The 20087-nt window shown below is 65.1% G+C and carries 18 protein-coding genes and 1 pseudogene; 9 read left to right on the top strand and 10 right to left on the bottom strand.

Annotated elements, in window-relative coordinates:
• Positions 1–241: 241 nt before the first annotated feature.
• Positions 242–1723 (bottom strand): annotated as a pseudogene (locus ACFZCE_RS12590) (AmpG family muropeptide MFS transporter); the annotation flags it as partial.
• A 44-nt stretch (positions 1724–1767) separates the two neighbouring features.
• The gene (locus ACFZCE_RS12585; RefSeq protein WP_390939311.1) at positions 1768–2139 is read right to left on the bottom strand and encodes an MGMT family protein; all 372 of its coding nucleotides are present in this window, start codon (positions 2137–2139) and stop codon (positions 1768–1770) included.
• A 61-nt stretch (positions 2140–2200) separates the two neighbouring features.
• Here ACFZCE_RS12585 and ACFZCE_RS12580 point away from each other — a divergent pair, with 61 nt between their 5' ends.
• The 5 genes from ACFZCE_RS12580 (at position 2201) to groL (ending at position 6763) form a co-directional block, all read left to right on the top strand.
• Entirely contained in the window at positions 2201–3223 is a 1023-nt protein-coding gene (locus ACFZCE_RS12580; RefSeq protein WP_390939310.1) for a DUF481 domain-containing protein, read from the top strand.
• Positions 3224–3297: 74 nt separating this feature from the next.
• Positions 3298–4014 carry a DUF2470 domain-containing protein gene (locus ACFZCE_RS12575; RefSeq protein WP_390939308.1) on the top strand — a complete coding sequence of 239 codons (717 nt, stop codon included), beginning with the start codon at positions 3298–3300 and terminating at the stop codon, positions 4012–4014.
• Between the two features lie 52 nt (positions 4015–4066).
• On the top strand, positions 4067–4525 hold the full coding sequence (locus ACFZCE_RS12570; RefSeq protein ID WP_390939307.1) for an FxsA family protein: 459 nt from the start codon (positions 4067–4069) through the stop codon (positions 4523–4525).
• Between the two features lie 243 nt (positions 4526–4768).
• Complete coding sequence (locus ACFZCE_RS12565; protein WP_190416890.1) at positions 4769–5062, top strand: co-chaperone GroES; 294 nt, start codon at positions 4769–4771, stop codon at positions 5060–5062.
• 51 nt (positions 5063–5113) lie between these two features.
• Entirely contained in the window at positions 5114–6763 is a 1650-nt protein-coding gene (groL, locus tag ACFZCE_RS12560; protein WP_390939304.1) for a chaperonin GroEL, read from the top strand.
• Positions 6764–7049: 286 nt separating this feature from the next.
• On the opposite strand, the gene ACFZCE_RS12555 is transcribed toward groL, so the two are convergent.
• Positions 7050–7787 carry a phosphatase PAP2 family protein gene (locus tag ACFZCE_RS12555; protein WP_390939302.1) on the bottom strand — a complete coding sequence of 246 codons (738 nt, stop codon included), beginning with the start codon at positions 7785–7787 and terminating at the stop codon, positions 7050–7052.
• A gap of 176 nt (positions 7788–7963) precedes the next feature.
• On the opposite strand from ACFZCE_RS12555, the gene colR reads away from it, so the two are divergent.
• From colR to ACFZCE_RS12535, 4 genes are all read left to right on the top strand, one after another.
• Positions 7964–8647 carry a two-component system response regulator ColR gene (colR, locus tag ACFZCE_RS12550; protein ID WP_390939300.1) on the top strand — a complete coding sequence of 228 codons (684 nt, stop codon included), beginning with the start codon at positions 7964–7966 and terminating at the stop codon, positions 8645–8647.
• Positions 8637–9920, top strand: coding sequence for an ATP-binding protein (locus ACFZCE_RS12545; RefSeq protein ID WP_390939298.1), 1284 nt, complete (start codon positions 8637–8639; stop codon positions 9918–9920). Before colR ends, ACFZCE_RS12545 begins: the two co-directional genes overlap by 11 nt.
• Positions 9921–10126: 206 nt before the next feature.
• Positions 10127–10825: a lipopolysaccharide kinase InaA family protein gene (locus ACFZCE_RS12540; RefSeq protein ID WP_390939296.1), complete on the top strand. Its 699-nt coding sequence runs from the start codon at positions 10127–10129 to the stop codon at positions 10823–10825.
• On the top strand, positions 10825–11052 hold the full coding sequence (locus ACFZCE_RS12535) for a hypothetical protein (protein ID WP_390939294.1): 228 nt from the start codon (positions 10825–10827) through the stop codon (positions 11050–11052). Before ACFZCE_RS12540 ends, ACFZCE_RS12535 begins: the two co-directional genes overlap by 1 nt.
• A gap of 62 nt (positions 11053–11114) precedes the next feature.
• On the opposite strand, the gene ACFZCE_RS12530 is transcribed toward ACFZCE_RS12535, so the two are convergent.
• The 7 genes from ACFZCE_RS12530 to ACFZCE_RS12500 all read right to left on the bottom strand — a co-directional run bounded on the left by ACFZCE_RS12530 (position 11115) and on the right by ACFZCE_RS12500 (position 19984).
• Positions 11115–12194 (bottom strand): DUF1513 domain-containing protein, encoded by a 1080-nt coding sequence (locus ACFZCE_RS12530; RefSeq protein WP_390939292.1) that lies wholly within the window; start codon positions 12192–12194, stop codon positions 11115–11117.
• Positions 12195–12197: 3 nt separating this feature from the next.
• The gene (locus ACFZCE_RS12525; RefSeq protein ID WP_390939290.1) at positions 12198–13259 is read right to left on the bottom strand and encodes an imelysin family protein; all 1062 of its coding nucleotides are present in this window, start codon (positions 13257–13259) and stop codon (positions 12198–12200) included.
• A gap of 18 nt (positions 13260–13277) precedes the next feature.
• Positions 13278–14693, bottom strand: a complete 1416-nt coding sequence (locus tag ACFZCE_RS12520) for a di-heme oxidoredictase family protein (protein ID WP_390939288.1) — start codon at positions 14691–14693, stop codon at positions 13278–13280.
• Positions 14694–14735: 42 nt separating this feature from the next.
• Positions 14736–16076 carry an imelysin family protein gene (locus ACFZCE_RS12515; RefSeq protein ID WP_390939287.1) on the bottom strand — a complete coding sequence of 447 codons (1341 nt, stop codon included), beginning with the start codon at positions 16074–16076 and terminating at the stop codon, positions 14736–14738.
• 216 nt (positions 16077–16292) lie between these two features.
• Entirely contained in the window at positions 16293–18347 is a 2055-nt protein-coding gene (locus ACFZCE_RS12510; protein WP_390939286.1) for an EAL domain-containing protein, read from the bottom strand.
• Between the two features lie 253 nt (positions 18348–18600).
• Positions 18601–19197: a Fe-Mn family superoxide dismutase gene (locus ACFZCE_RS12505; protein ID WP_390939284.1), complete on the bottom strand. Its 597-nt coding sequence runs from the start codon at positions 19195–19197 to the stop codon at positions 18601–18603.
• A 178-nt stretch (positions 19198–19375) separates the two neighbouring features.
• The gene (locus ACFZCE_RS12500) at positions 19376–19984 is read right to left on the bottom strand and encodes a LysE family transporter (protein ID WP_390939282.1); all 609 of its coding nucleotides are present in this window, start codon (positions 19982–19984) and stop codon (positions 19376–19378) included.
• Between the last annotated feature and the right edge of the window lie 103 nt (positions 19985–20087).

Here is a 20087-nt window from a genome sequence, read left to right as displayed (position 1 = left end):
TCCCACGGGGTCTGTGTTGAGCCCAAAATCAATGGCTTACACAAAACTGGTGGGAGGCCGTGGTCCGGCACTCCGGCTGTGCCGGGCGATGGGCCAGTCAGGTCATGCGCTCGGTAAAACCATCGAAAGAAATCAGGGCTTTTCACCCTCGATTTAGCGCTTTGATTGCTTAAGTGAACAGCATTACGGCTGTGCCGGGCGAGAGGCCCTGCAGTCACTCCCCGGTACCGCGATACCGCGCATGCAGCATGATCAACACCAATGTCGGGATGCCCATCACCGCCGTGGCCAGGAAGAAGTTGTGGTACCCCCACTTCTCCACCATCACCCCTGAATACCCCCCGATCAACCGCGGCAGCAGCAGCATGATCGAGCTCAGCAGCGCGTACTGGGTGGCGGAGAACTTCAGGTTGGTCAGGCTCGACAGGTAGGCCACGAAGGCCGAGGTGGCCAGGCCCGAGCTGAAGTTGTCGAGCGAAATGGTCACCACCAGCATCTGCAGGTTCGGCCCCATGTCGCTGAGCATCAGGAACAGCAGGTTGGTGCCCGCCGAGGCGGCGCCGCCGATGAACAGGATCGGCAAAATGCCGAAGCGCACGATCAGCAAGCCCCCCGCGCCCGCGCCGACCAGGGTCATGATCAGGCCGAACAGCTTGCTGACGCTGGCGATCTGGTCCTTGGTGAAGCCCATGTCGATGTAGAACACGTTGGCCATCACACCCATCACCGTGTCGCTCATCCGGTAGGTGGCGATCAGCCCCAGCAGCAGCAAGGCCTGCCAGCGGTAGCGCAGGATGAAATCGTTCACGGGTGTGAGCACCGGCGCCAAGCCGCGCCGGCCGAGGCCCGAAAGGCACAGGGCGGTGAGGGTGATGTAGAGGATCGCGCGCAGGAACGCGCGGTCTTCGAGCACCAGGTCCAGCGGGCTTTCGCTGCCGTTGAACACGCTGGCGAAGTCAGTGTTGTACAACTGGGTGAACATTGCCGGCACCGACACCAGCAAGATGATCAGCACCACCACCGAGGCGATCTGGTGAATGAAACCGTAGCGGGCGGCGGTCATTTCAGTGGGCAGCGGGGCGTCGGGCTCGCGCATCAGCAGCGTGGTGATCAACGCCGGCAGCATCATCACCCCGAACAGCAGGTAGGTGTTGGCCCAGGCTTTGTTCAGGTAGGCGAAGCCGGTAGAGCCAAAGCCTTCGGCGAAGAACAGCGCGCCCGCGGTGGCCAGCAGCGCGGCGACCCGGTAGCCGGCCATGTAACTGGCGGCCAGCGCGGCCTGGCGGGTGTCGCCGGCAATCTCCAGGCGGTAGGCGTCGACGGCGATGTCCTGGGTGGCCGAGGCAAAGGCCACCACCACAGCGATCGCGATCAGCCAAGGCAGGTGTTTTTGCGGGTCGCAGAAGCTCATGCCGATCAGCCCCAGCAGCACCAGGCTTTGCGCCAGCACCAGCCAGGAGCGGCGCCGGCCGAGCGCGCCGAGGCCGGGCAGGCGCCATTGGTCGAGCAGCGGCGACCACACCCATTTGAAGGCGTAGGCCAGGCCGATCAGGCTCGCGTAGCCAATGGTTTCGCGGGCCACGCCCGCTTCGCGCAACCAGACCGAGAGGGTGGAGAACACCAGCATGTATGGCAGGCCGGCGGCAAATCCGAGTAACAGCAATACGAGCGTCGATGGGCTGGCATAGGCGGCCATCGCGGCGCGCCAGGTTTTACCGGGCATGAGGGAAGATCGGCCTCGTAGTCTAACGACACAAAGCGCGCACTCTAACCGTTGTGCTCCATCGGGCGCCAGCCATGCCGGCGGATATCCACGCGATCGCCTTTGGCCAATACCCCTTCCTGGCGCAGGCGGGCCCGTTGTTCTTCACCGCCAGGGGTACCGGCGGCTAATGAAATCCGACCACCGGCACCGATCACCCGGTGCCAGGGCAGCGCCGAGCCCTCCGGCAACTGGCTGAGGGTGCGCCCGACCCAGCGCGCGGCTCGGCCCAGACCGGCCATTTCAGCGAGCTGGCCGTAGCTCACCACACACCCACTGGGCACCGCGGCAAGCACGCTGTAGAGCGCTTGCTTGCGTGGGTCATGTAACGGTTCGGCTACATTTTTCTTCGGCGGGGCGTTGAACTCATCGCGCATTTGTTGGGTCAGTCCATGGTCCGTCGTTTTCTTAAGTCTACCCAACGAGCCCGTTTTGCCTATGTTGTCGAGAACCCTGTTGTGCGTTGCTGTCACTTGCTCGTCCACCGCTGCCTTCGCAGACACCGTGTGGTTGAAGAACGGAGACCGCCTCACAGGCACCATTACGGTGTACGACGGCGGTAAGTTGATGCTCACCACCGACTACGGTGGTTCGATCCCCATCGACATGACCAAGGTAAAAACCCTGGAGAGTACCCAGCAGTTGTTGGTCAAGCAGGGTAACAACTACACCGACAAGAACACTGTGTCCAAGGCGCTGAAGCCGGCCGACCAGGAAGGCAAGGTGGTGCTGGCCAATGGCTCCGCGCCGACCACCGTCGACCTGGCGAGCATCTCGCAGATCATGAAGCCCAAGCCGTTGATCCAGGACTTCAGCTGGAAGGGCAGCGCCGATGCCGCGCTGGACTTCAAGCGCGCCGAGAACGACACCGACGATTACAACCTGGCCTTCAAGACCTCCGCCCGCCATGGCCTGTGGCGGCACACCGCCGACGGCGAGTACAACGTCGAGAAGGAAGACGGCCTGACCACCACTGACAACTGGGGCGCGGAGTACTCGCTGGACCGCTTCCTGACCGAGAAGTGGTTCTGGCAAGGCCGGGTCAACTACAAGCATGACAACGTCGAAGACCTTGCCCGCCAGCGCCAGCTCGGTACCGGCCCGGGTTATCAGTTCTGGGACGACGAACTCGGTGCGTTCAGCCTCAGCAGCCTGATCAACAACACCCAGTACAAGTATTCCGACGGCACTTCCGACAGTTTCTACTCGGCCTCGGTGAAGTGGGACTACAACCGCTACCTGGTGGGCAAGACGTTCGAGTTCTTCACCACGGGCGAGGTCGGCCGGCCGTTGTCCAACGCCGCCGACTACAGCCTCGACGCCGAGGTGGGCCTGCGCTACAAGGTCACCGACTGGGCGTCGCTCAACGTCAAGTATGAAAAAGACCTGATCAGCGGCACCCAGGACGGCAACGACCTGGACAGCAGCCGCTTCACCGCGGGCTTTGGCGTAACCTGGTAACGCGGGTTTCACAGGGGCAGGGCGGGCGCGGCATGGTAAGGTGAGCGCCCGTTCACCGTTCAGGCCTACAGCCCGTGACCAGCCCCGCCCTTGCCGCCCGTACCCTGCTGTTGTCGCAGTACAACGGCGCCCTGAGCACCCATTCCAAGGCCATGCCGGGCTTTCCGTTCGGCTCGGTGGTGCCGTATTGCCTCGACGCCGACGGCTACCCGCTGCTGTTGATCAGCCGCATCGCCCAGCACACCCGCAACCTCGAGGCCGCCGCTAAATGCTCACTGCTGGTGGGCGAGCGCCACGACGACGTGCAAAGCGCCGGGCGCCTCACGCTGCTGGCCGAGGCGCACAAGCTGGAGGCGCCCGGCGAGGCCGCCGAGCGCTATTACCGTTACTTTCCCGAGGCGGCGGGCTACCACAGCGCCCACGATTTCGACTTCTGGTGCCTGCGCCCGGTGCGTTACCGCTACATCGGCGGCTTTGGCAAAATCCATTGGCTCGACGCCGTGGCCCAGGCCAACCCCTTCGCCGGCGCCGCCGAGGCCGGCATGGTCGAGCACATGAACGCCGACCATGCCAAGGCCATTGCCCATTACGTGGCGTTGGCCGGCTTGCCCACCCATGCCCCGGCACAGATGGCCGGCATCGACGCCGAGGGGTTTCACCTGCGCATCGGCCAGGGGCTACACTGGCTGGCCTTCGGCGCACCTTGCAATACGCCGAAACAAGTGCGCGAAGCCTTGGTAGCCCTGGCCTACGCCGATGCCTGGCCGCTTCGCCAGGGCGGCGCCACTTGAATTTGCGGCGTTCGCCAGCATCTTAGCTAGGCAATCTTGTGAGGATCATCCCATGCGTATTTTTCTGTTTTCGTTGCTGTTGTTTCCCGTGCTCGAATTGTTCGTGTTTTTTCAGGTGGGCACGGCCATTGGTTTCTTCCCGGCGCTGCTGTTGATCATCGCCGGTTCCGCGCTGGGCGTGCTGATCATGCGCCTGGCGGGCCTGGCCACCGCGCTGAGCACCCGTGAGGCCCTGCAGCGTGGCGAAATGCCCGGCGGGCAAATGCTCAACGGCATGATGCTGACCCTCGGCGGCGGCCTGCTGCTGGTGCCGGGCTTCATCACCGACGTGCTTGGCCTGCTGTGCCTGCTGCCGTTCACACGCCATTGGCTGGCCGGCAACCTGCAACGCCGCGCCGAAGCCCAGGCCCAGCGCCAACGCGCCTTCACCGGCGAGCCACAAGGCGCGCCGCAGCCACCCCGGCAGCATCGCCCCGAGGTGATCGAAGGCGAGTACGAGCGCCGCGATTGAGCCGCTTCTTCTATTACACGGCCCCTGTTGGGGCCGTGTTTCGTTCAAACGTAAGCAAATTTTTTTTTACCCCGCCCTTGTAATCAAAACGGCTGGCCCTATGTATGGGTCACCGCAAGGTTACGGCAGCGATGCCGGTCATATTTCGCACCTCGCGTGAGCGAGGCGCAACCGGCCCAGGGCCGGGAACGCATAACAGGCCGGGGGGTTCCGGCCGCTGAAACCATAATTGGGAGATCGACAATGAAGCTTCGTCCTCTGCATGACCGCGTTGTCATTCGCCGCAGCGAAGAAGAGTCCAAGACCGCTGGCGGTATCGTGCTGCCAGGTTCGGCCGCCGAGAAACCAAACCGTGGCGAAATCGTCGCCGTCGGCCCGGGCCGCGTTCTGGACAACGGTGAAGTGCGCGCGCTGGCCGTGAAGGTCGGTGACAAGGTCGTGTTTGGCCCTTACTCGGGTAGCAACACCGTCAAGGTCGATGGCGAAGACCTGCTGGTGATGAACGAGAACGAAATCCTCGCGGTCGTCGAAGGCTGATACTCGCCTCGTTGACACGGTTCACGACTGAAGAATTCAAGGAATACGATCATGGCTGCAAAAGACGTTAAATTCGGCGACTCCGCTCGCAAGAAAATGCTGGTTGGTGTGAACGTTCTGGCTGACGCCGTCAAGGCGACCCTGGGCCCGAAAGGCCGCAACGTGGTCCTGGCCAAGAGCTTCGGCGCCCCGACCATCACCAAGGACGGCGTTTCCGTCGCCAAGGAAATCGAACTGCAAGACAAGTTCGAGAACATGGGCGCCCAACTGCTCAAAGACGTCGCCTCCAAGGCCAACGACGAAGCCGGTGACGGCACCACCACCGCTACCGTGCTGGCCCAGGCCATCGTCAGCGAAGGCCTGAAGGCCGTTGCTGCCGGCATGAACCCGATGGACCTCAAGCGCGGCATCGACAAGGCCACCATCGCCATCGTCGCGGAGCTGAAAAACCTGTCCAAGCCATGCTCCGACAGCAAGGCCATCGCTCAGGTCGGTACCATCTCCGCCAACTCCGATAACTCCATCGGCGACATCATTGCCCAGGCAATGGAAAAAGTCGGCAAAGAAGGCGTGATCACCGTTGAAGAAGGTTCGGGCCTGGAAAACGACCTGAACACCGTCGAAGGCATGCAGTTCGACCGCGGCTACCTGTCGCCGTACTTCGTCAACAAGCCAGAAACCATGGTTGCCGAGCTGGAAAGCCCGCTGCTGCTGCTGGTCGACAAGAAAATCTCGAACATCCGCGAACTGCTGCCAGTGCTGGAAGCCGTTGCCAAGGCCGGCCGCCCGCTGGTGATCATCGCTGAAGACATCGAAGGCGAAGCGCTGGCGACCCTGGTCGTGAACAACATGCGCGGCATCGTCAAGGTTGCTGCCGTCAAGGCCCCTGGCTTCGGCGACCGCCGCAAGGCCATGCTGAACGACATCGCCATCCTGACCGGCGCTACCGTCATCGCTGAAGAAATCGGCCTGAGCCTGGAAAGCACCACCCTGGAGCACCTGGGCAACGCCAAGCGCGTGACCATGACCAAGGAAAACACCACCGTGGTCGACGGTGCTGGCGCCAAGGAAGACATCCAGGCGCGCATCTCGCAAATCCGTGGCGAAATCCAGAACACCACGTCCGACTACGACCGTGAAAAACTGCAAGAGCGCCTGGCCAAGCTGTCTGGCGGTGTTGCCGTGATCAAGGTCGGTGCTGGCACCGAAGTCGAAATGAAAGAGAAGAAAGCCCGCGTTGAAGACGCCCTGCACGCTACCCGCGCAGCCGTCGAAGAAGGCGTGGTGCCTGGCGGTGGTGTTGCCCTGGTGCGCGCCCTGCAGGCGATCGAAGGCCTGAAAGGCGACAACGAAGAGCAGAACGTCGGTATCGCCCTGCTGCGCCGCGCAGTAGAAGCCCCGCTGCGCCAGATCGTCGCCAACGCCGGCGACGAGCCAAGCGTGGTGGTCGACAAGGTCAAGCAAGGTAGCGGCAACTACGGCTACAACGCCGCGACCGGCGAGTACGGCGACATGATCGAAATGGGTATCCTCGACCCAGCCAAGGTCACCCGTTCCGCGCTGCAAGCCGCAGCCTCGATCGGCGGCCTGATGATCACCACCGAAGCCATGGTTGCAGACCTGCCGGAAGACAAAGCCGCCGGCGGCATGCCAGACATGGGCGGCATGGGTGGCATGGGCGGTATGGGCGGCATGATGTAAGCCAGCCTTTACGCTGCTGTAACACAAAAACCCCAGGCCATTGGCCTGGGGTTTTTTATTGGGTGGGTGAGGGTGGGCGATGCGCGCATGGCATCAGGGCCCTTCGAGGGTGAAAAGCCCTGATTTTTCCCGGTGGTTTACCGAGCGCACGACCTGACTGGCCCATCGCCCGGCACAGCCGGCCTCCCACGGGTTCGTGTAAGTATCTGATTTACAAGGCAAAAAAGAATCTGTGGGAGGCCGTGGTCCGGCACTCCGGCTGTGCCGGGCGAAGGGCCCTCAAGCCTTACACGACCTTCTGCGCCTCCCCGGCATACCCCTCAGCCCCGGCCTTGCGGTACAGCACCGCATAATAGGCGCCCAGGCAGATCAACCAGCAAAACACCGCCGTCCACACGTTGTGGGAAAAGAAATGCGCCCCCTGCAGCATGCGGCCGATGGAAAACACCGTGCCCAGTACTGCGGCGAATACGAACATGCCGCGGGCGACCTTTGGCCGGCGGTCACGGAACACGAAGAACAGCGCGAACAGGGTAAACCCGGTAGCGGCGTGGCCGCCGGGCCAGCACAGGCCGGGTTTGTCGGTGGGCGGGCGTGGTTCGAGCAGCTTGCTGTAGGTTTCGCTGCCGCCAAAGTCGGTCAGGCTCCAGGGGCACTGCACCTGGGTCAGTTGCTTGACGGGCGTGACGAACCCGGTGGCCAGCGCCATCGACAGCACCAGGCAACCCAGCTCGCGGCGCACCGGCTTGAAGCGTTCGAGGAAAAACGAGCCGGCGAACCCGATCAGGGCCAACACGCCCACGGCGATCACCACCTGCTTGGCGCGGTCGTGCAGCACGTTTTCAAGAAAATAACTGTGGCGGCCGATGAATTCGTTGGTTTGAGGGTCGAAGGCCAGGCGGGCCAGGTACATGTCCAGGTCGGTCAGTTCCAGCAGGATCAGCGCCACGGCGATCACCAACGGGATGCCCAGCACGAGCCAGGGGTTCAGAGGCCGCGAGGCGGCGAGGGGGGTAGATGCCATGGAAGCTCCACTGCGTTGGCAAGTTTGCGCGCAGAGCCTGCGCCGCGTGCCGTTCGGCGGCTGTGAATGGGTGGTAAAAATTTCGTGAACGCCAATGTACACTGGCATGCGGCGCTGCGGTGGCTTAAGCTGCGCCCGCTTGTGAGTGATGAATGTACCTACGGGGGTAAGTGCCCATGCGAATTCTAGTCGTCGAAGACAACCGCGACATCCTGGCGAACCTGGCCGATTACCTGGGTTTGAAAGGGTATACCGTGGATTGTGCCCAGGACGGCTTGTCGGGCCTGCACCTGGCGGCAACCGAACATTACGACCTGATCGTGCTCGACATCATGCTGCCGGGCATCGACGGTTACACCTTGTGCAAACGCCTGCGCGAAGACGCCCGCCGTGACACGCCGGTGATCATGCTGACCGCCCGCGACCAGCTCGACGACCGCCTGCAGGGCTTCCGTAACGGCGCCGACGACTACCTGGTCAAGCCGTTCGCGTTGTCCGAACTGGCCGCGCGCATCGAGGCGGTGATGCGCCGCGCCCAGGGTGGCGGGCGGCGCAACCTGCAGGTGGCCGACCTGATCTACGACCTCGACACCCTCGAGGTGACCCGCGCCGGCAAGCTGCTCAAGCTCAACCCGGTGGGGCTAAAGCTGCTCGCGGTATTGATGCAAAAAAGCCCCCACGTGCTGCGCCGCGAGGTGCTCGAAGAGGCCTTGTGGGGCGACGACTGCCCAGACAGCGACAGCCTGCGCAGCCACGTGCACCAGTTGCGCCAGGTGATCGACAAACCGTTCGAAAAACCGCTGCTGCACACCGTGCATGGCGTGGGGTACCGGCTAACCGAGAGCCGGGATGGAGTTTAAGCAAAGCCTCGCCCAGCGGATCATCATTGCCTTTGCCCTGATGAGCGCGCTGGTGGCCGGGTCGTTTGCCGTGGGGATCGTCGCCACGGTGCACCTGGTCGAGGAAAAACTGATCTCCGCGGGGCTTGGCGGGGACCTGCAGCGCCTGCTGCTGATGGACAGCATCAGCGACTGGAACCACCGCCCCGAGCCGGACCAACTGTTCTACTTCAGCGGCGGCCCGGCCGATTTCGAGCTGCCGAAAGACCTGCGCCACCTTGACCCGGGCTTCCATGAAGTGTTCCGTGGCGATTTGTCCTACCACGCGATGGTGCAGGTGGTCGATGGCCGCCGCTACGTGCTGCTGCAAGACCAGAGCGACTTCGAAGAGCGCGAGCGCATTCTGTTCGCGGTGGTGCTGGTGGGCTTTGTGATGAGCCTGGCGCTGGCGGTGTTTCTCGGTTGGCTGCTGGCGCGGCGGGTGATGGCGCCGGTGATCCGCCTGGCCCGCCAGGTGCGCCACCGCGACCAACTGCTGGGCTTGGCCCCGCCGCTGGCGCCAGACTACGCCGCCGACGAGGTTGGCCAGTTGGCGCTGGCCTTCGACGCCACCCTCGGCCGCCTGCGCGAAGCGCTGAACCGCGAACGGCTGTTCACCAGCGACGTCAGCCATGAGCTGCGCACGCCATTGATGGTGCTGGCGACCTCCTGCGAGCTGCTGCTGGCCAGCCCCAACCTCGAGCCGCGCTCGCGCGCCCAGGTCGAGCGCATCACCCGCGCCTGCGAAGACATGCGCGAACTGGTGCAAACCTTCCTGATGCTCGCCCGTGCCCAGCGCAAAGACGCCGTCGCCACCCAGGCCGGGCTGGTGCAGGTGGCCGATGACCTGGCCGCCCAATGGCGCGCGCCGATCGAGCAAAAGGGCCTGAGCCTGGTGCTCGAGACCCCCGCCGAGGCGCCGGCCACCCGCTACAACGCGACCTTTTTGCAAACGGTGATGAGCAACCTGCTGCGCAACGCCCTGCACTACACCGACAGCGGGCACATCCGCCTGGCGGTGGGCAGCACCGCGTTCAGCGTGGAAGACACCGGCGTGGGCATCCCCAAAGACAAACGCGACGCGATGTTCAAGCCGTTCGTGCGCGGCACCGAAAAACGCGGCGAGGGCCTGGGGCTGGGCCTGTCGCTGGTGCAGCGCATCTGTGACGACCAGGGCTGGACGGTCGAGTTGGCCCATGTGCAGCCCCACGGTTGCTGCTTCACGGTGAACCTGCAGCCCCCCGCGGTGGTCTGAGCCTGCCGCTGGGGTGTGGAATGCAGTGATCGCCTACACGGCTTGACACAAAATTTTCACATCCTGATAACCTGCCGGCCACATCCGCTTGAATAACGTAGCCGCAGCCTGCGGGCCTGCCCCCTGTGGCAATGGTTCGCTCGACCCCTGCCTGCCCGTTGGTAGCGCCCCCAGGGCGAGTCAGTTTTGTGTGAGGAAGTGCCTTGATGACGACCGAAATGGCAAGCCCGATGCGTAGCTTCCAGGACTACTGGAGCAGCCGTGGCGAATGGGTGGAAGAGCCCAACCGCCGCCGCGGTGGCGAAAGCGGTGTACAGCGCGTGTTCGAAGGCGATGACGTGGTGTACGTGAAGCGCCAGACCGGCCACATCTACCGCAGCCCGCTGCACCCCTTCGGCCGCCCCACGGTGCTGCGCGAGCGCGATGCGCTCAATGGCTTGAGCGGGCTGAACGTCCGCGTGCCGGTGCTGCGCTTCTGTGGCGCCGAGCGCGACGAGCAGTTTGGCTGGAAGGCCCTGTTGGTCACCGAATCCCTCGAGGGCTTCATCGAGTACGAACAGTGGATCGCCGCCGGTGGCCGCGAGCGCTACGGCGAGGTGATCCATGAACTGTTCCTCAAGGACCTGGGCGAGAACCTGGCGCGCATGCACCGTGGCCGTTGGCAACACGGCTGCCTGTACATCAAGCACGTGTTCATCCGGGTCAAGCTCGACGCGGGCCAGGCACAGGTAGAGGCGGCGCTGCTGGATTTCGAAAAATGCCGCCAGCGCTTCACCAGCAGCCGCGCCGCCGCCCACGACATGAAGCAACTGCGCCGCCACTCGTCGTTCGCGGATGCCGACTGGCAAAAATTACTCTACTTTTATGAGGCAGCGTATGGCAGCGTTGTCAAAGGGTTGGAGTGATGAAACTAGAAATGGCACGAGCTTCGTTCGTGCTCCTGGCCCTGGGAATTACCGGCGTCGCCATGGCGGCCTGGCACCAACCCGGGCCTGAAATTCTGAGCGCTGCCCACGGCGAAGGGTTCTGCCCCTTGCCACGGGTGCAAAAGAGTCACACGGCATTGAAGCCGGACAAAGACCTGCTGTTGTTGGTATTTGGTTTAGCTCAGGGTTCGCGGGGGCAACAATGAGCGAGAAATGAGGGGGCACTGGGTGCCCCCTTATTTTTTACCCCGGGCGAAGGGCCAGTTGCCTAGCCCGCTGCCGCCACCCCCAAGTGGTTGTCCCAAAACCCCGCCGGCAACGCCAATGGCGTGCCCTTCACCGCCTGCGCCCGGCAGTCGTACAGCCGGCAGCGGCCTTGCCCCGAACTCACCACGAAGCCCTCGGCCACCGCCGCCACCCCGGCGCAATCCGGCACGTGGGCCTCTAGCCGCAGTACGCCGCTGTCCAGCGCCCAGATGAACAAGCGGTTCGCCCGTGGCGCGGTCAGGGCCACCAGCCGCAGTTCATCGTGCAGCGCCACGCTGGCGGTGTAATGGGCCATGCCTTGCAACTGCTCCGGCGCCACCGGGAACGGCACAAAGGCCTGGCCGGGGCGCTTGATCGCCAACAGTTCGGCGAGGTCTTCGCCGGCGCCCATGTACTGCTGGCAGGTGAGCACGGTGCCGTCACGGCCGATGGCCAGGTGGCGGATGCTGTTCATCGGTTGGGCCAGGGTTTCTTTCGACAACAGCGCGCCGTCGCGCTGCATCAGCACCAGGCTGGGCGCCATCGCGTGCAGGTTCATCTCCACCCGGCTTTCGGCTTCGGTGCGGATACCGCCGTTGGCCACCACCAAAGTTTCGCCGCAAGGCAGCCAGGCCACCTCATGGGGGCCGATGCCGTGGGTCGGCAGTTCATGCTCGCGGCGCAGCCGCTGGCCGTCAAAGCGATACACCCCGAGCAGGCCGCGGCCCGGGTCGGTGGTGTCGTTCTCGGTGAGGTAAAACCACTCGCCCGCCGCGTGCGCCACGCCGTGCCCGTAAAAGTGCCGGCCCGGCTCGGCCTCGAGGGTTTGCAGCACCTGGCCGCTGGGCAGGCTGAGCAGGTAGCAGGCGGTACCCGGGCGGCGCGCCACGAACAGCGCCAGCGGCAGGCGCGGGTGTTCGACCACCGCGTGGCAGCGCTGCGCCACCTCGGTGGCGAACGCCTGGCGGCCGTCGAGGTGGTAGCCCACCGCGTAGTGGCGGCCCTGGTCGTCGTCGCGGGCCGACAGCAACAGCGGCGAGGCGCCGCGGCGGCCACGGCGCAACAGTGCAAGGGTGGCGGCAAGCCGGCTGTGCAGGCCCATGGTTCAGTCTCCGTCGTTGGCGTTGAAACCCAACTGGATGCCCAGCGCGCGGGCCAGTTCGCCTTCGTGCAGGCGGTGGACCACGTTGAGGCTGTCGTACAGCACCTTCAACCGCGCCTGGCCTTCGCCACTGGCAAGCAGCTGCGCCAGGCTTTGTTCGCCGGCAAGCTGGCCGAGGGCGCCGTGGTAGGCGGCGTCGATCTTCCCGGCGAGGTCGTGGTGGTCTTTGCCGAGCAGGGTTTTCAGGCCGGCGCCGTCGGCCCCGGCCCACACTTCACGGGCGCCCTCGAGGCTGGCGCGCAGGCTCGCCAGCGAGGTGTCGCTGCGCCAGGCTTCAGCCTGGAACGGCTGCGGCACGCCCTTGCTCAGCCGGCCCATGGGCGCACCGAGTTTTTTCTTCAGGGTGTCCAGCGCGGTCACCTGGGCGCGCAGCACGTCGGCGATCGCCTCGTGGGCGTCGGCGTAGCGCTCGTTGGGGAATTGGCTCAGTTGCGCGAGCATGCCCTGCTGGGCGTTCCAGCTGGCCAGCATTTCTTCGGCCAGCCCCTGCTGGCGCTGCCCGATCGCCACCAGCAGCGGGCAGTAGCGGGCTTTATTCTGCGCGCTGGCCAGCTCCGGCTGGCTGTCGTAGAGGATGTATTCGTAGGCCGACAGGCCCTGAATCACCACGCTGGCCTTGGCCAGGGCGGCGGCGTCGATCGGCTGGCCGCTGGCGAGCAGTTGTTCAACCTGGCGCCCGACCAGGTTCTTTTTGTCGGGCCAGAACTGCACGCTCCAGGCGCGGTTGCCTTCGGCCAGCGGGCCGACCATCAACGGTTGCAGCGCTGCCCAGGCCTGCTGCGCGGTGGCGAACGCCGCGCGGGCCTGGGCCAGGTCTTCACGGCCTTCGCAGAACGCCAGGGCGCTGGCGGCCAGTTGCCGGTCGGCGTCGACCCAGCGCGCGTAGCTGGGCAAGATCACCTGCTTGGCCAGCGCCGCGCTGGTGGTCGCTTCGCGGTCTTGCGGGGTGCAGGCGCCCAACGCCAGGGCGGCGAGGCTGGTGAACAGCAATTTGGGGCGAAACATCGTCAGGCTCCGGGGTTATCAAAGGGAATCCAGAAAAGCCAACAGCGCGGCGCGCTGGTCGGCGTTGAAGGCCAGCACCCGGTCGCGCGCGGCCTGGGCTTCACCGCCGTGCCACAGCACCGCCTCGAGCGGGTTGCGCGCGCGGCCGTCGTGCAGCAGTTGGCTGTGGCCGTTGACCGTACGGGTCAGGCCCAGCCCCCACAGCGGCGCGGTGCGCCACTGTTGGCCGCTGGCGAGAAATTCCGGGCGGCCGTCGGCCAGGCCCGGGCCCATGTCGTGCAGCAGCAGGTCGCTGTAGGGCCAGATGCGTTGGTTGGCCAGCGCCGCTTCGGCGGCATCCGGAGCGGTGGTCCACTGCGGCACGTGGCAGCCCTGGCAGCCGGCCTGGTAGAACAGCCGCTTGCCCGCGAGCACTTGCGGCGCGGCCACGTCGCGGCGGGCTGGCACGGCCAGGTGGCGGGTGTAGAACTGCAACAGGCGGCGGATGTTGTTGCTCACCTCCACGCCGTCTTCGTTGCCGTCGCCAGTGGCCGCGGCGGCGCAGGCGGGTTGTGCGGCGGTGCAGTTTTGCCTGGGCAGCAGGGTGCTGCTCAGGCCCATGTCTTGCGCCGCGGCGTGGGCGTTTTGCTGGTCGAGGCTGGGCTGGCCGGCTTTCCAGCCGAAACGGCCCAGCGCGGGCGCGGCGGTGCTGGCGTTCCACACCCAGTTCGGTTGGCCAGCCAGGCCCAGGGCTTTTTGCTCGGCGGCGCGGGCGAGGATCGCCTGTTCGGGGATCGCCTCCAGCAGCCCCAGGCCGATCATCGGCGGCGCGATGCGCGCCGACATCAAGGTACCCGGGTGCATCGGCCCGTAGCCCAGTTGGCTGATGTGCAACTCGGGCTGGCGCAGGCGCACCTCGAAACCGTCCGCGAAGCGTACCGGCACTTCGCGGTAGCTCACCCGCAGGCGGCCCTCGGGTGCTACGCCAGGGATGGCCATGTCTTGCAACTGGGTGCCGTAGGTGGGCTCGGGCAACACGCCGTGCTCGGCCAGTTCGGCCTCGTTGCCTTGGGCGGGTATGGACAACCGCACCAGCATCGACACTGCGTTCAGCGCCTCCGGCGCGGGCGGGTGGCCACGGCCGTCGCGGATGTGGCAGGCCTGGCAGGCATTGGCGTTGAACAGCGGGCCGAGGCCGTCGCGGGCGGTGGTGGTCGCCGGGGCGATCACCCAAGGGCTGCGAAAGAAAGAATTGCCCACGCTGAAGTCCACCCGTTGCTCAAGGCTCAGGTTCGCCGCCGGCAGGGCAAAGGCGTTGCGGTCGGCGCGCTGCACGGTGGTGGCGCCGCCGCTCAAGGCCTCACCCGGCTCGGGCGCGTTGAAGGCGGGCACAGGCTCGCAGGCGGCCAGGGCAGCCGCTAACAAAGGCAATAAAAGGGCAGGGCGCGCGTACATCGGGCAACCGGGGCCTGCCGTCCATGGCGGGCCCGCGTGGCATCAGAACTGGTGGTCGGCGTTGTCGGGGTTCAGGTCGCTGATCCCCAGTTTGCCGGCGGCCTGTTCGATCGCCCCGGTTTGCTTGACCAGCGCGGCGATGGCGTCGCGAATCACCTGGTTACCGGCGTCATTGCCGGCGGCGATCAACTGGTCGAAGTGCTCGCCCTGGTTGGCCTTGTCGACGATCACCTGCATCTTCGCCTCGGTGGCGGCGAGGTCGGCCTTCAAGGTGGCGTCTGTGGGGGCGTCTGCCTTGGCCACCAGCGACGACAGGCTCGGGCCGCTGAGCAGGGTGCCGTCGGTGCGCTTGTATTCGCCCAGGTACACGTTGCGGATGCCTTTGGCGTTCCAGAACTCGGAGTTGTGGGTGTTATCGCTGAAGCAGTCGTGTTCGTCTTCCGGCGAGTTGGCCTCCAGCGCGACCTTCATGCGCTCGCCGGCCAGTTCGCCCAGCGACAGGCTGCCCATGCCGAAGAGCATTTTGCGCAGCCCGGCCTCGGCGGGCTCGGCCACCAGGGTGGCGCGGTAGTTGTTGGTGTTGCCGGGCGCCCATTGGCCGACCATTTCCTGCAGGTCGCTGACCAGCAACTCGGTCACTGCCTTCAGGTAGGCGCGGCGGCGGTCGTTGTGGCCGCCGGTGGCGCCTTCGCCTTCGAGGTAATCGGAGGCCGGGCGGTTGCCCGCGCCCGGGCCGGTGCCGTTGAGGTCTTGGCCCCAGAGGAGGAATTCGATGGCGTGGTAGCCGGTGGCGACGTTGGCCTCCGAACCGCCCAGCTCATTCAGGCTGGCGAGCTTCTCGGGGGTGATTTGCGCCATGTCGATTTTATCTTCGCCCACCTGCACGGTGCTGTTGGCGATGATGTTGGCCTTGCCGGCGGGGTTGCCCAGGGCTTGTTCGTAGTGCTCGTCGACGTAGTCGATCAGGCCTTCGTCGAGCGGCCAGGCGTTGACCTGGCCTTCCCAGTCGTCGATCAGGGTGTTGCCGAAGCGGAACACCTCACTCTGCAGGTACGCCGGGCGCGACGCGACCCAGGCCTCGCGGGCGGCCTTCAGGGTGGCATCGCTGGGGCTGGCGAGGAAGGCGTCGATGGCGCTTTGCAGTTGCTGCGCGGTGCTCAGCGAGTCACTGAACACGGCATGGACCATCTCGGCGTAGTGGGCCACCACGGCCTTGGCGGCGGCTTCATCGGGCGCGGCGGCGGTGCTGGCCGCGGGTGCGGGCGCGGTGGCCGGCGCGGGCGCCTGGGCGGCGGGTTTGCCTTTGTCGTTGCCTTCACCGCAGCCGGCGAGGGCGATGGCGATGGCCAGCAGGCTGGCGCTGGCCAGGGGGGTACGAATCATGGGGAAATCCTGGGCTATTGATGACGGCCGGCGGGGCACCCGCGAGCGGCGGCCATGATGCGAAGGATTTTCATTTGGTGCTAGGTGAAGGAAACTTCAGGTTACAAACCTGTTTCTTTTTTTTGCCAGAGGCAACGGAAGCCGGGCGATTGTAGGTGAGGCTACCTGTTTCTAAGTGTTACATGGCCCTTCGCCCGGCGCAGCCGGCGTACCCCCTCAGGGCAACGCGCCGACCTGGGCGTGTTCCCGCTGGCGCAGGAAAGCGGTGATTTCCTTGGCCGGCAGCGGCTTGCTGTAGTGCCAGCCCTGGCCCTCGTGGCAGCCCTCGGCAATGATGTACGCCTCTTGGTCGGCGGTTTCCACGCCTTCGGCGATCACCTGCATGCCCAGGCTTTTGCCCAGCTGGATGATCGCCCGCACGATGGTCGCGTCGTCGTCGTCTTCGAGCACGTCCTTGACGAAGCTCTTGTCGATCTTGATTTTGTCCAGCGGCAGGGACTTCAGGTAGCTGAGCGAGGAGTAGCCGGTACCGAAGTCGTCGATGGCGATCAGCGCGCCGGCGCGGCGCAGGCTGAGCAGGTGCTGGGCGGCGGTGGTGATGTCTTCCATCAGGCCGGTTTCGGTGACTTCGAGCTCCAGCGAACGCGGCGGCAGGCGGTAGATTTGCAGCAGGTTGCTGACCACCCGGGCCAGCTCGGTGTGGTGCAGTTGCACGGTAGACAGGTTGACCGCCATGCGCAGGCTGGTGAAGCCCTGGTCGTGCCATTCGCGCAGTTGCCGGCAGGCTTGATCGAGCACCCACTCGCCGATGGCGATGATGCTGCCGTTCTGCTCGGCCAGGGGGATGAACTGGTCTGGTGGGATGTTGCCGCGTTCGGGGTGGGTCCAGCGCAGCAGGGCCTCGACGCCGACCACGCTGTGATCCTGGTAGCTCACCTGGGGCTGGTACACCAACGCCAACTGGTCGCGGCCGAGGGCTTCGCGCAGGTCTTTTTCCAGCTCGCGGCGGCGGCGCATTTCGCTGTCGACGCTGGCGATGTAGAACTGGTAGCGGTTGCGCGAGCGGCTTTTCGCCAGGGTCATGGTCTGTTCGGCTTTTTGCAGGAGTTTTTCCGTGCTGTCGCCGTCTTCGGGGAACAGGGTGATGCCGATGGTGGCGCGCAGGTTGATCGCTTCGAGGTCTAGCGCGAAGGGCGCCTCGAGGTCGTCGAGCACGCTCTGGGCCAGCTCGGCGGCCTCGTAGGGCTGCTCGATGTCGGCCTGCACCAGGGCGAACTGGTCGCCGCCCAGGCGCGCCAGCGCGCCCAGCCGGCCGCTGTGGCCGCGCAGGCGGTCGGCCAGGGCCAGCAGCAGTTGGTCGCCGGTCTGGTAGCTGAACTGCTCGTTGATGCCCTTGAAGTCGTCCAGGCCCACGCACAGCACCGCCACCCGGCGCTGCAGGCGGCCGGCGTCGACGAGGATCTTGTCGAGTTGGTCTTGCAACTGCTGGCGGTTCGGCAGGCCGGTGAGAAAGTCATACTGGGCCATGCGCAACAGGCTGTTCTCCGCCTCGTGGCGCAGGTGGGTGTTGCGTTCGATCGAGGCCAGCAGCTGGTTGGCGGTTTTGATCCACATCCCCAGCTCGTTGCGCTCATGGCCCTTGAGCAGCGGCAACTGGTGCTGCGCCGGGCGGTCGGGGTTGATCTGCGCCAGGTTGCCGAGCATGCGTGACAGCGGGCGGGTGAGCAGGTAGTGGTAGATCAGGTACAGCACCAGGGCCATGGCCATGGCGCGCAGCACCCCGGAAACGAAGATGATCACCGAGCTGGTGATGAACGCCTGGCCATAGGTGGCGGTGTCGAGGGTGATGGTCAGGTCGCCGTAGTATTCGCTGTAGGGCTCGCGGCCGACCAGGCGAATGCTGAAGGTTTTTTCGTTGCCAAGGATCGGGTCGGTCAGCCAACGCAGTGGCGTGCTGGCCAGCGGGCGGGTTTTTTCCGCCAGCATCGGTTCGTTGGGCAGGCCGATCGAGGCCTTGCGCACGGCAGTGTCCTGGAACAGCCCTTCGAGCACCTGCATGCCCATTTCTTTGTCGAGGCTGTACACCGCCTGGGTGGACGGGTCGCGGAACATGCTCAGGGTGCGCTGGGCATCGGTGTTCAACGCGGCGCGGGCCTTGCTGGCGTCGAATATGATCTGGGCGCAACTGAGCAGCACGCCGACGGCAAAGGCGGCGAGCAGCACTACCCTGAGCAATTTCACCGACAAGCTGTGCTTGGCTTCCAGCTTCAAAGCAAGGCTTCCTTCTGGGGCGCGTGGCATCAAAAAGCCATGAGTATTGGCAAAGCCGCGCTGACAGTCAAAGGGCAGTGCCTTCCGTACAGCCACGGGCAACGTTCGCCAGCATGACGACCATCGGTTTATCGGCTGATCTTGCCTGAAACTTAAACCGCTTGCCGAGCAATTTTTGGCGAACGGCAGTACCAGGTCCCAGACGAAAAACGCCCCGCTAAAGCGGGGCGTTCGGTGCGGCGGGGGCAGTGGCTCAGGCCTTGAAGGTATTGCCTTCGAACTGCTCGGCCACGAACTGCCAGTTGACCAGGTTCCAGAACGCCTCGACGTACTTCGGCCGCACGTTGCGGTAGTCGATGTAGTAGGCGTGTTCCCAGACGTCGCAGGTCAGCAGCGGGGTGTCGCCGCTGGTCAGCGGGTTGCCGGCGCCGATGGTGCTGGCCAGGGCCAGGGAACCGTCGGCTTTTTTCACCAGCCAGCCCCAGCCGGAGCCAAAGGTGCCGACCGCGGTTTTGGTGAACTCTTCCTTGAACTTCTCGAACGAGCCGAACGAGGCGACGATGGCATCGGCCAGGGCGCCGGTCGGCTGGCCGCCGCCGTTGGGGCTCAGGCAGTTCCAGTAGAAGGTGTGGTTCCAGACCTGGGCGGCGTTGTTGAAGATGCCACCGGACGACGAGGTGACGATTTCTTCGAGGGTCTTGCCTTCGAATTCAGTGCCCGGTACCAGGTTGTTGAGGTTCACGACGTAGGTGTTGTGGTGCTTGTCGTGGTGGAATTCCAGGGTTTCCTTGGAAAAGTGCGGCTGCAGGGCATCGTGTGCGTAGGGCAGCGGCGGCAGTTCGAACGCCATGGTGATTCTCCTAATCAGGTCTGTTGCGGTTTGCGCAAGGCCGATCACGGGCGGCCCCTCGTGGGCGCCGTAGAGTTTGTACTCTTTGCGGCGCAGCGACCGATCATAGCACCGGCCCTTGGCCTTAACCACGCAACAACTGTGTGGGATAGAGGTTCCAGAGCCCTTGCGCGCTGCGCTAGGCGAACTGACCGGCGACCAGTTGCAGCGCCACCGCGAACATCATCACCGCCACCATCAGGTCGAGCAGCCGCCAGGTGGCCGGCCGTGCCAGCCACGGCGCCAGCCACGCCGCGCCCAGCGCGAGGGCGAAGAACCACAGCGCCGAGGCACTGGCGGCGCCGGCCACGTAGGCCCCTGGGGTGGTTTGCTGGGCGCCGAGCGAGCCCACCAGCAGCACGGTGTCGAGGTAAACGTGGGGGTTGAGCAGGGTCACCGCCAGCGCGCTGGCCAGCACCGCGCGGCGTGAGCGCCGGCCCGTGGCCGCGGCGCTGTCCAAGGCCTGGCGGCGGCAGGCGCGGCGCAGCGCCTGGGCGCCGTACCAAAGCAGGAACGCCACCCCACCCCAGCGGGTGAGCGCCAGCAAGGTGGGGTTTTGCGCCAGCACGCTGGCCAGGCCGAACACCCCGGCGCTCATCAGCAGGGCATCGCACAGCACGCACAACGCCGCCACCGGCAAGTGGTGCTCGCGGCGCAGGCTTTGCGCCAAGACGAAGGCGTTTTGTGTGCCGATCGCAACGATCAGGCCGGCGGATACAAACAGCCCGTTGAGGTAGCTTTGCCACATATTAAGAAGGCTCCCAGTCAGAGATGGGCATTCTCCGTGGTGAGGCTTGATTAGCAAAATCAATGATCGTCATGGCATATTAGGAAAAATGATAACTCTGCAA

It is taken from the genome of Pseudomonas sp. NPDC007930, assembly GCF_042958985.1.
Taxonomy (GTDB): domain Bacteria; phylum Pseudomonadota; class Gammaproteobacteria; order Pseudomonadales; family Pseudomonadaceae; genus Aquipseudomonas.
Note: the sequence above shows the minus strand (reverse complement) of the source record. Positions and strands in the feature narration are given on the sequence as shown.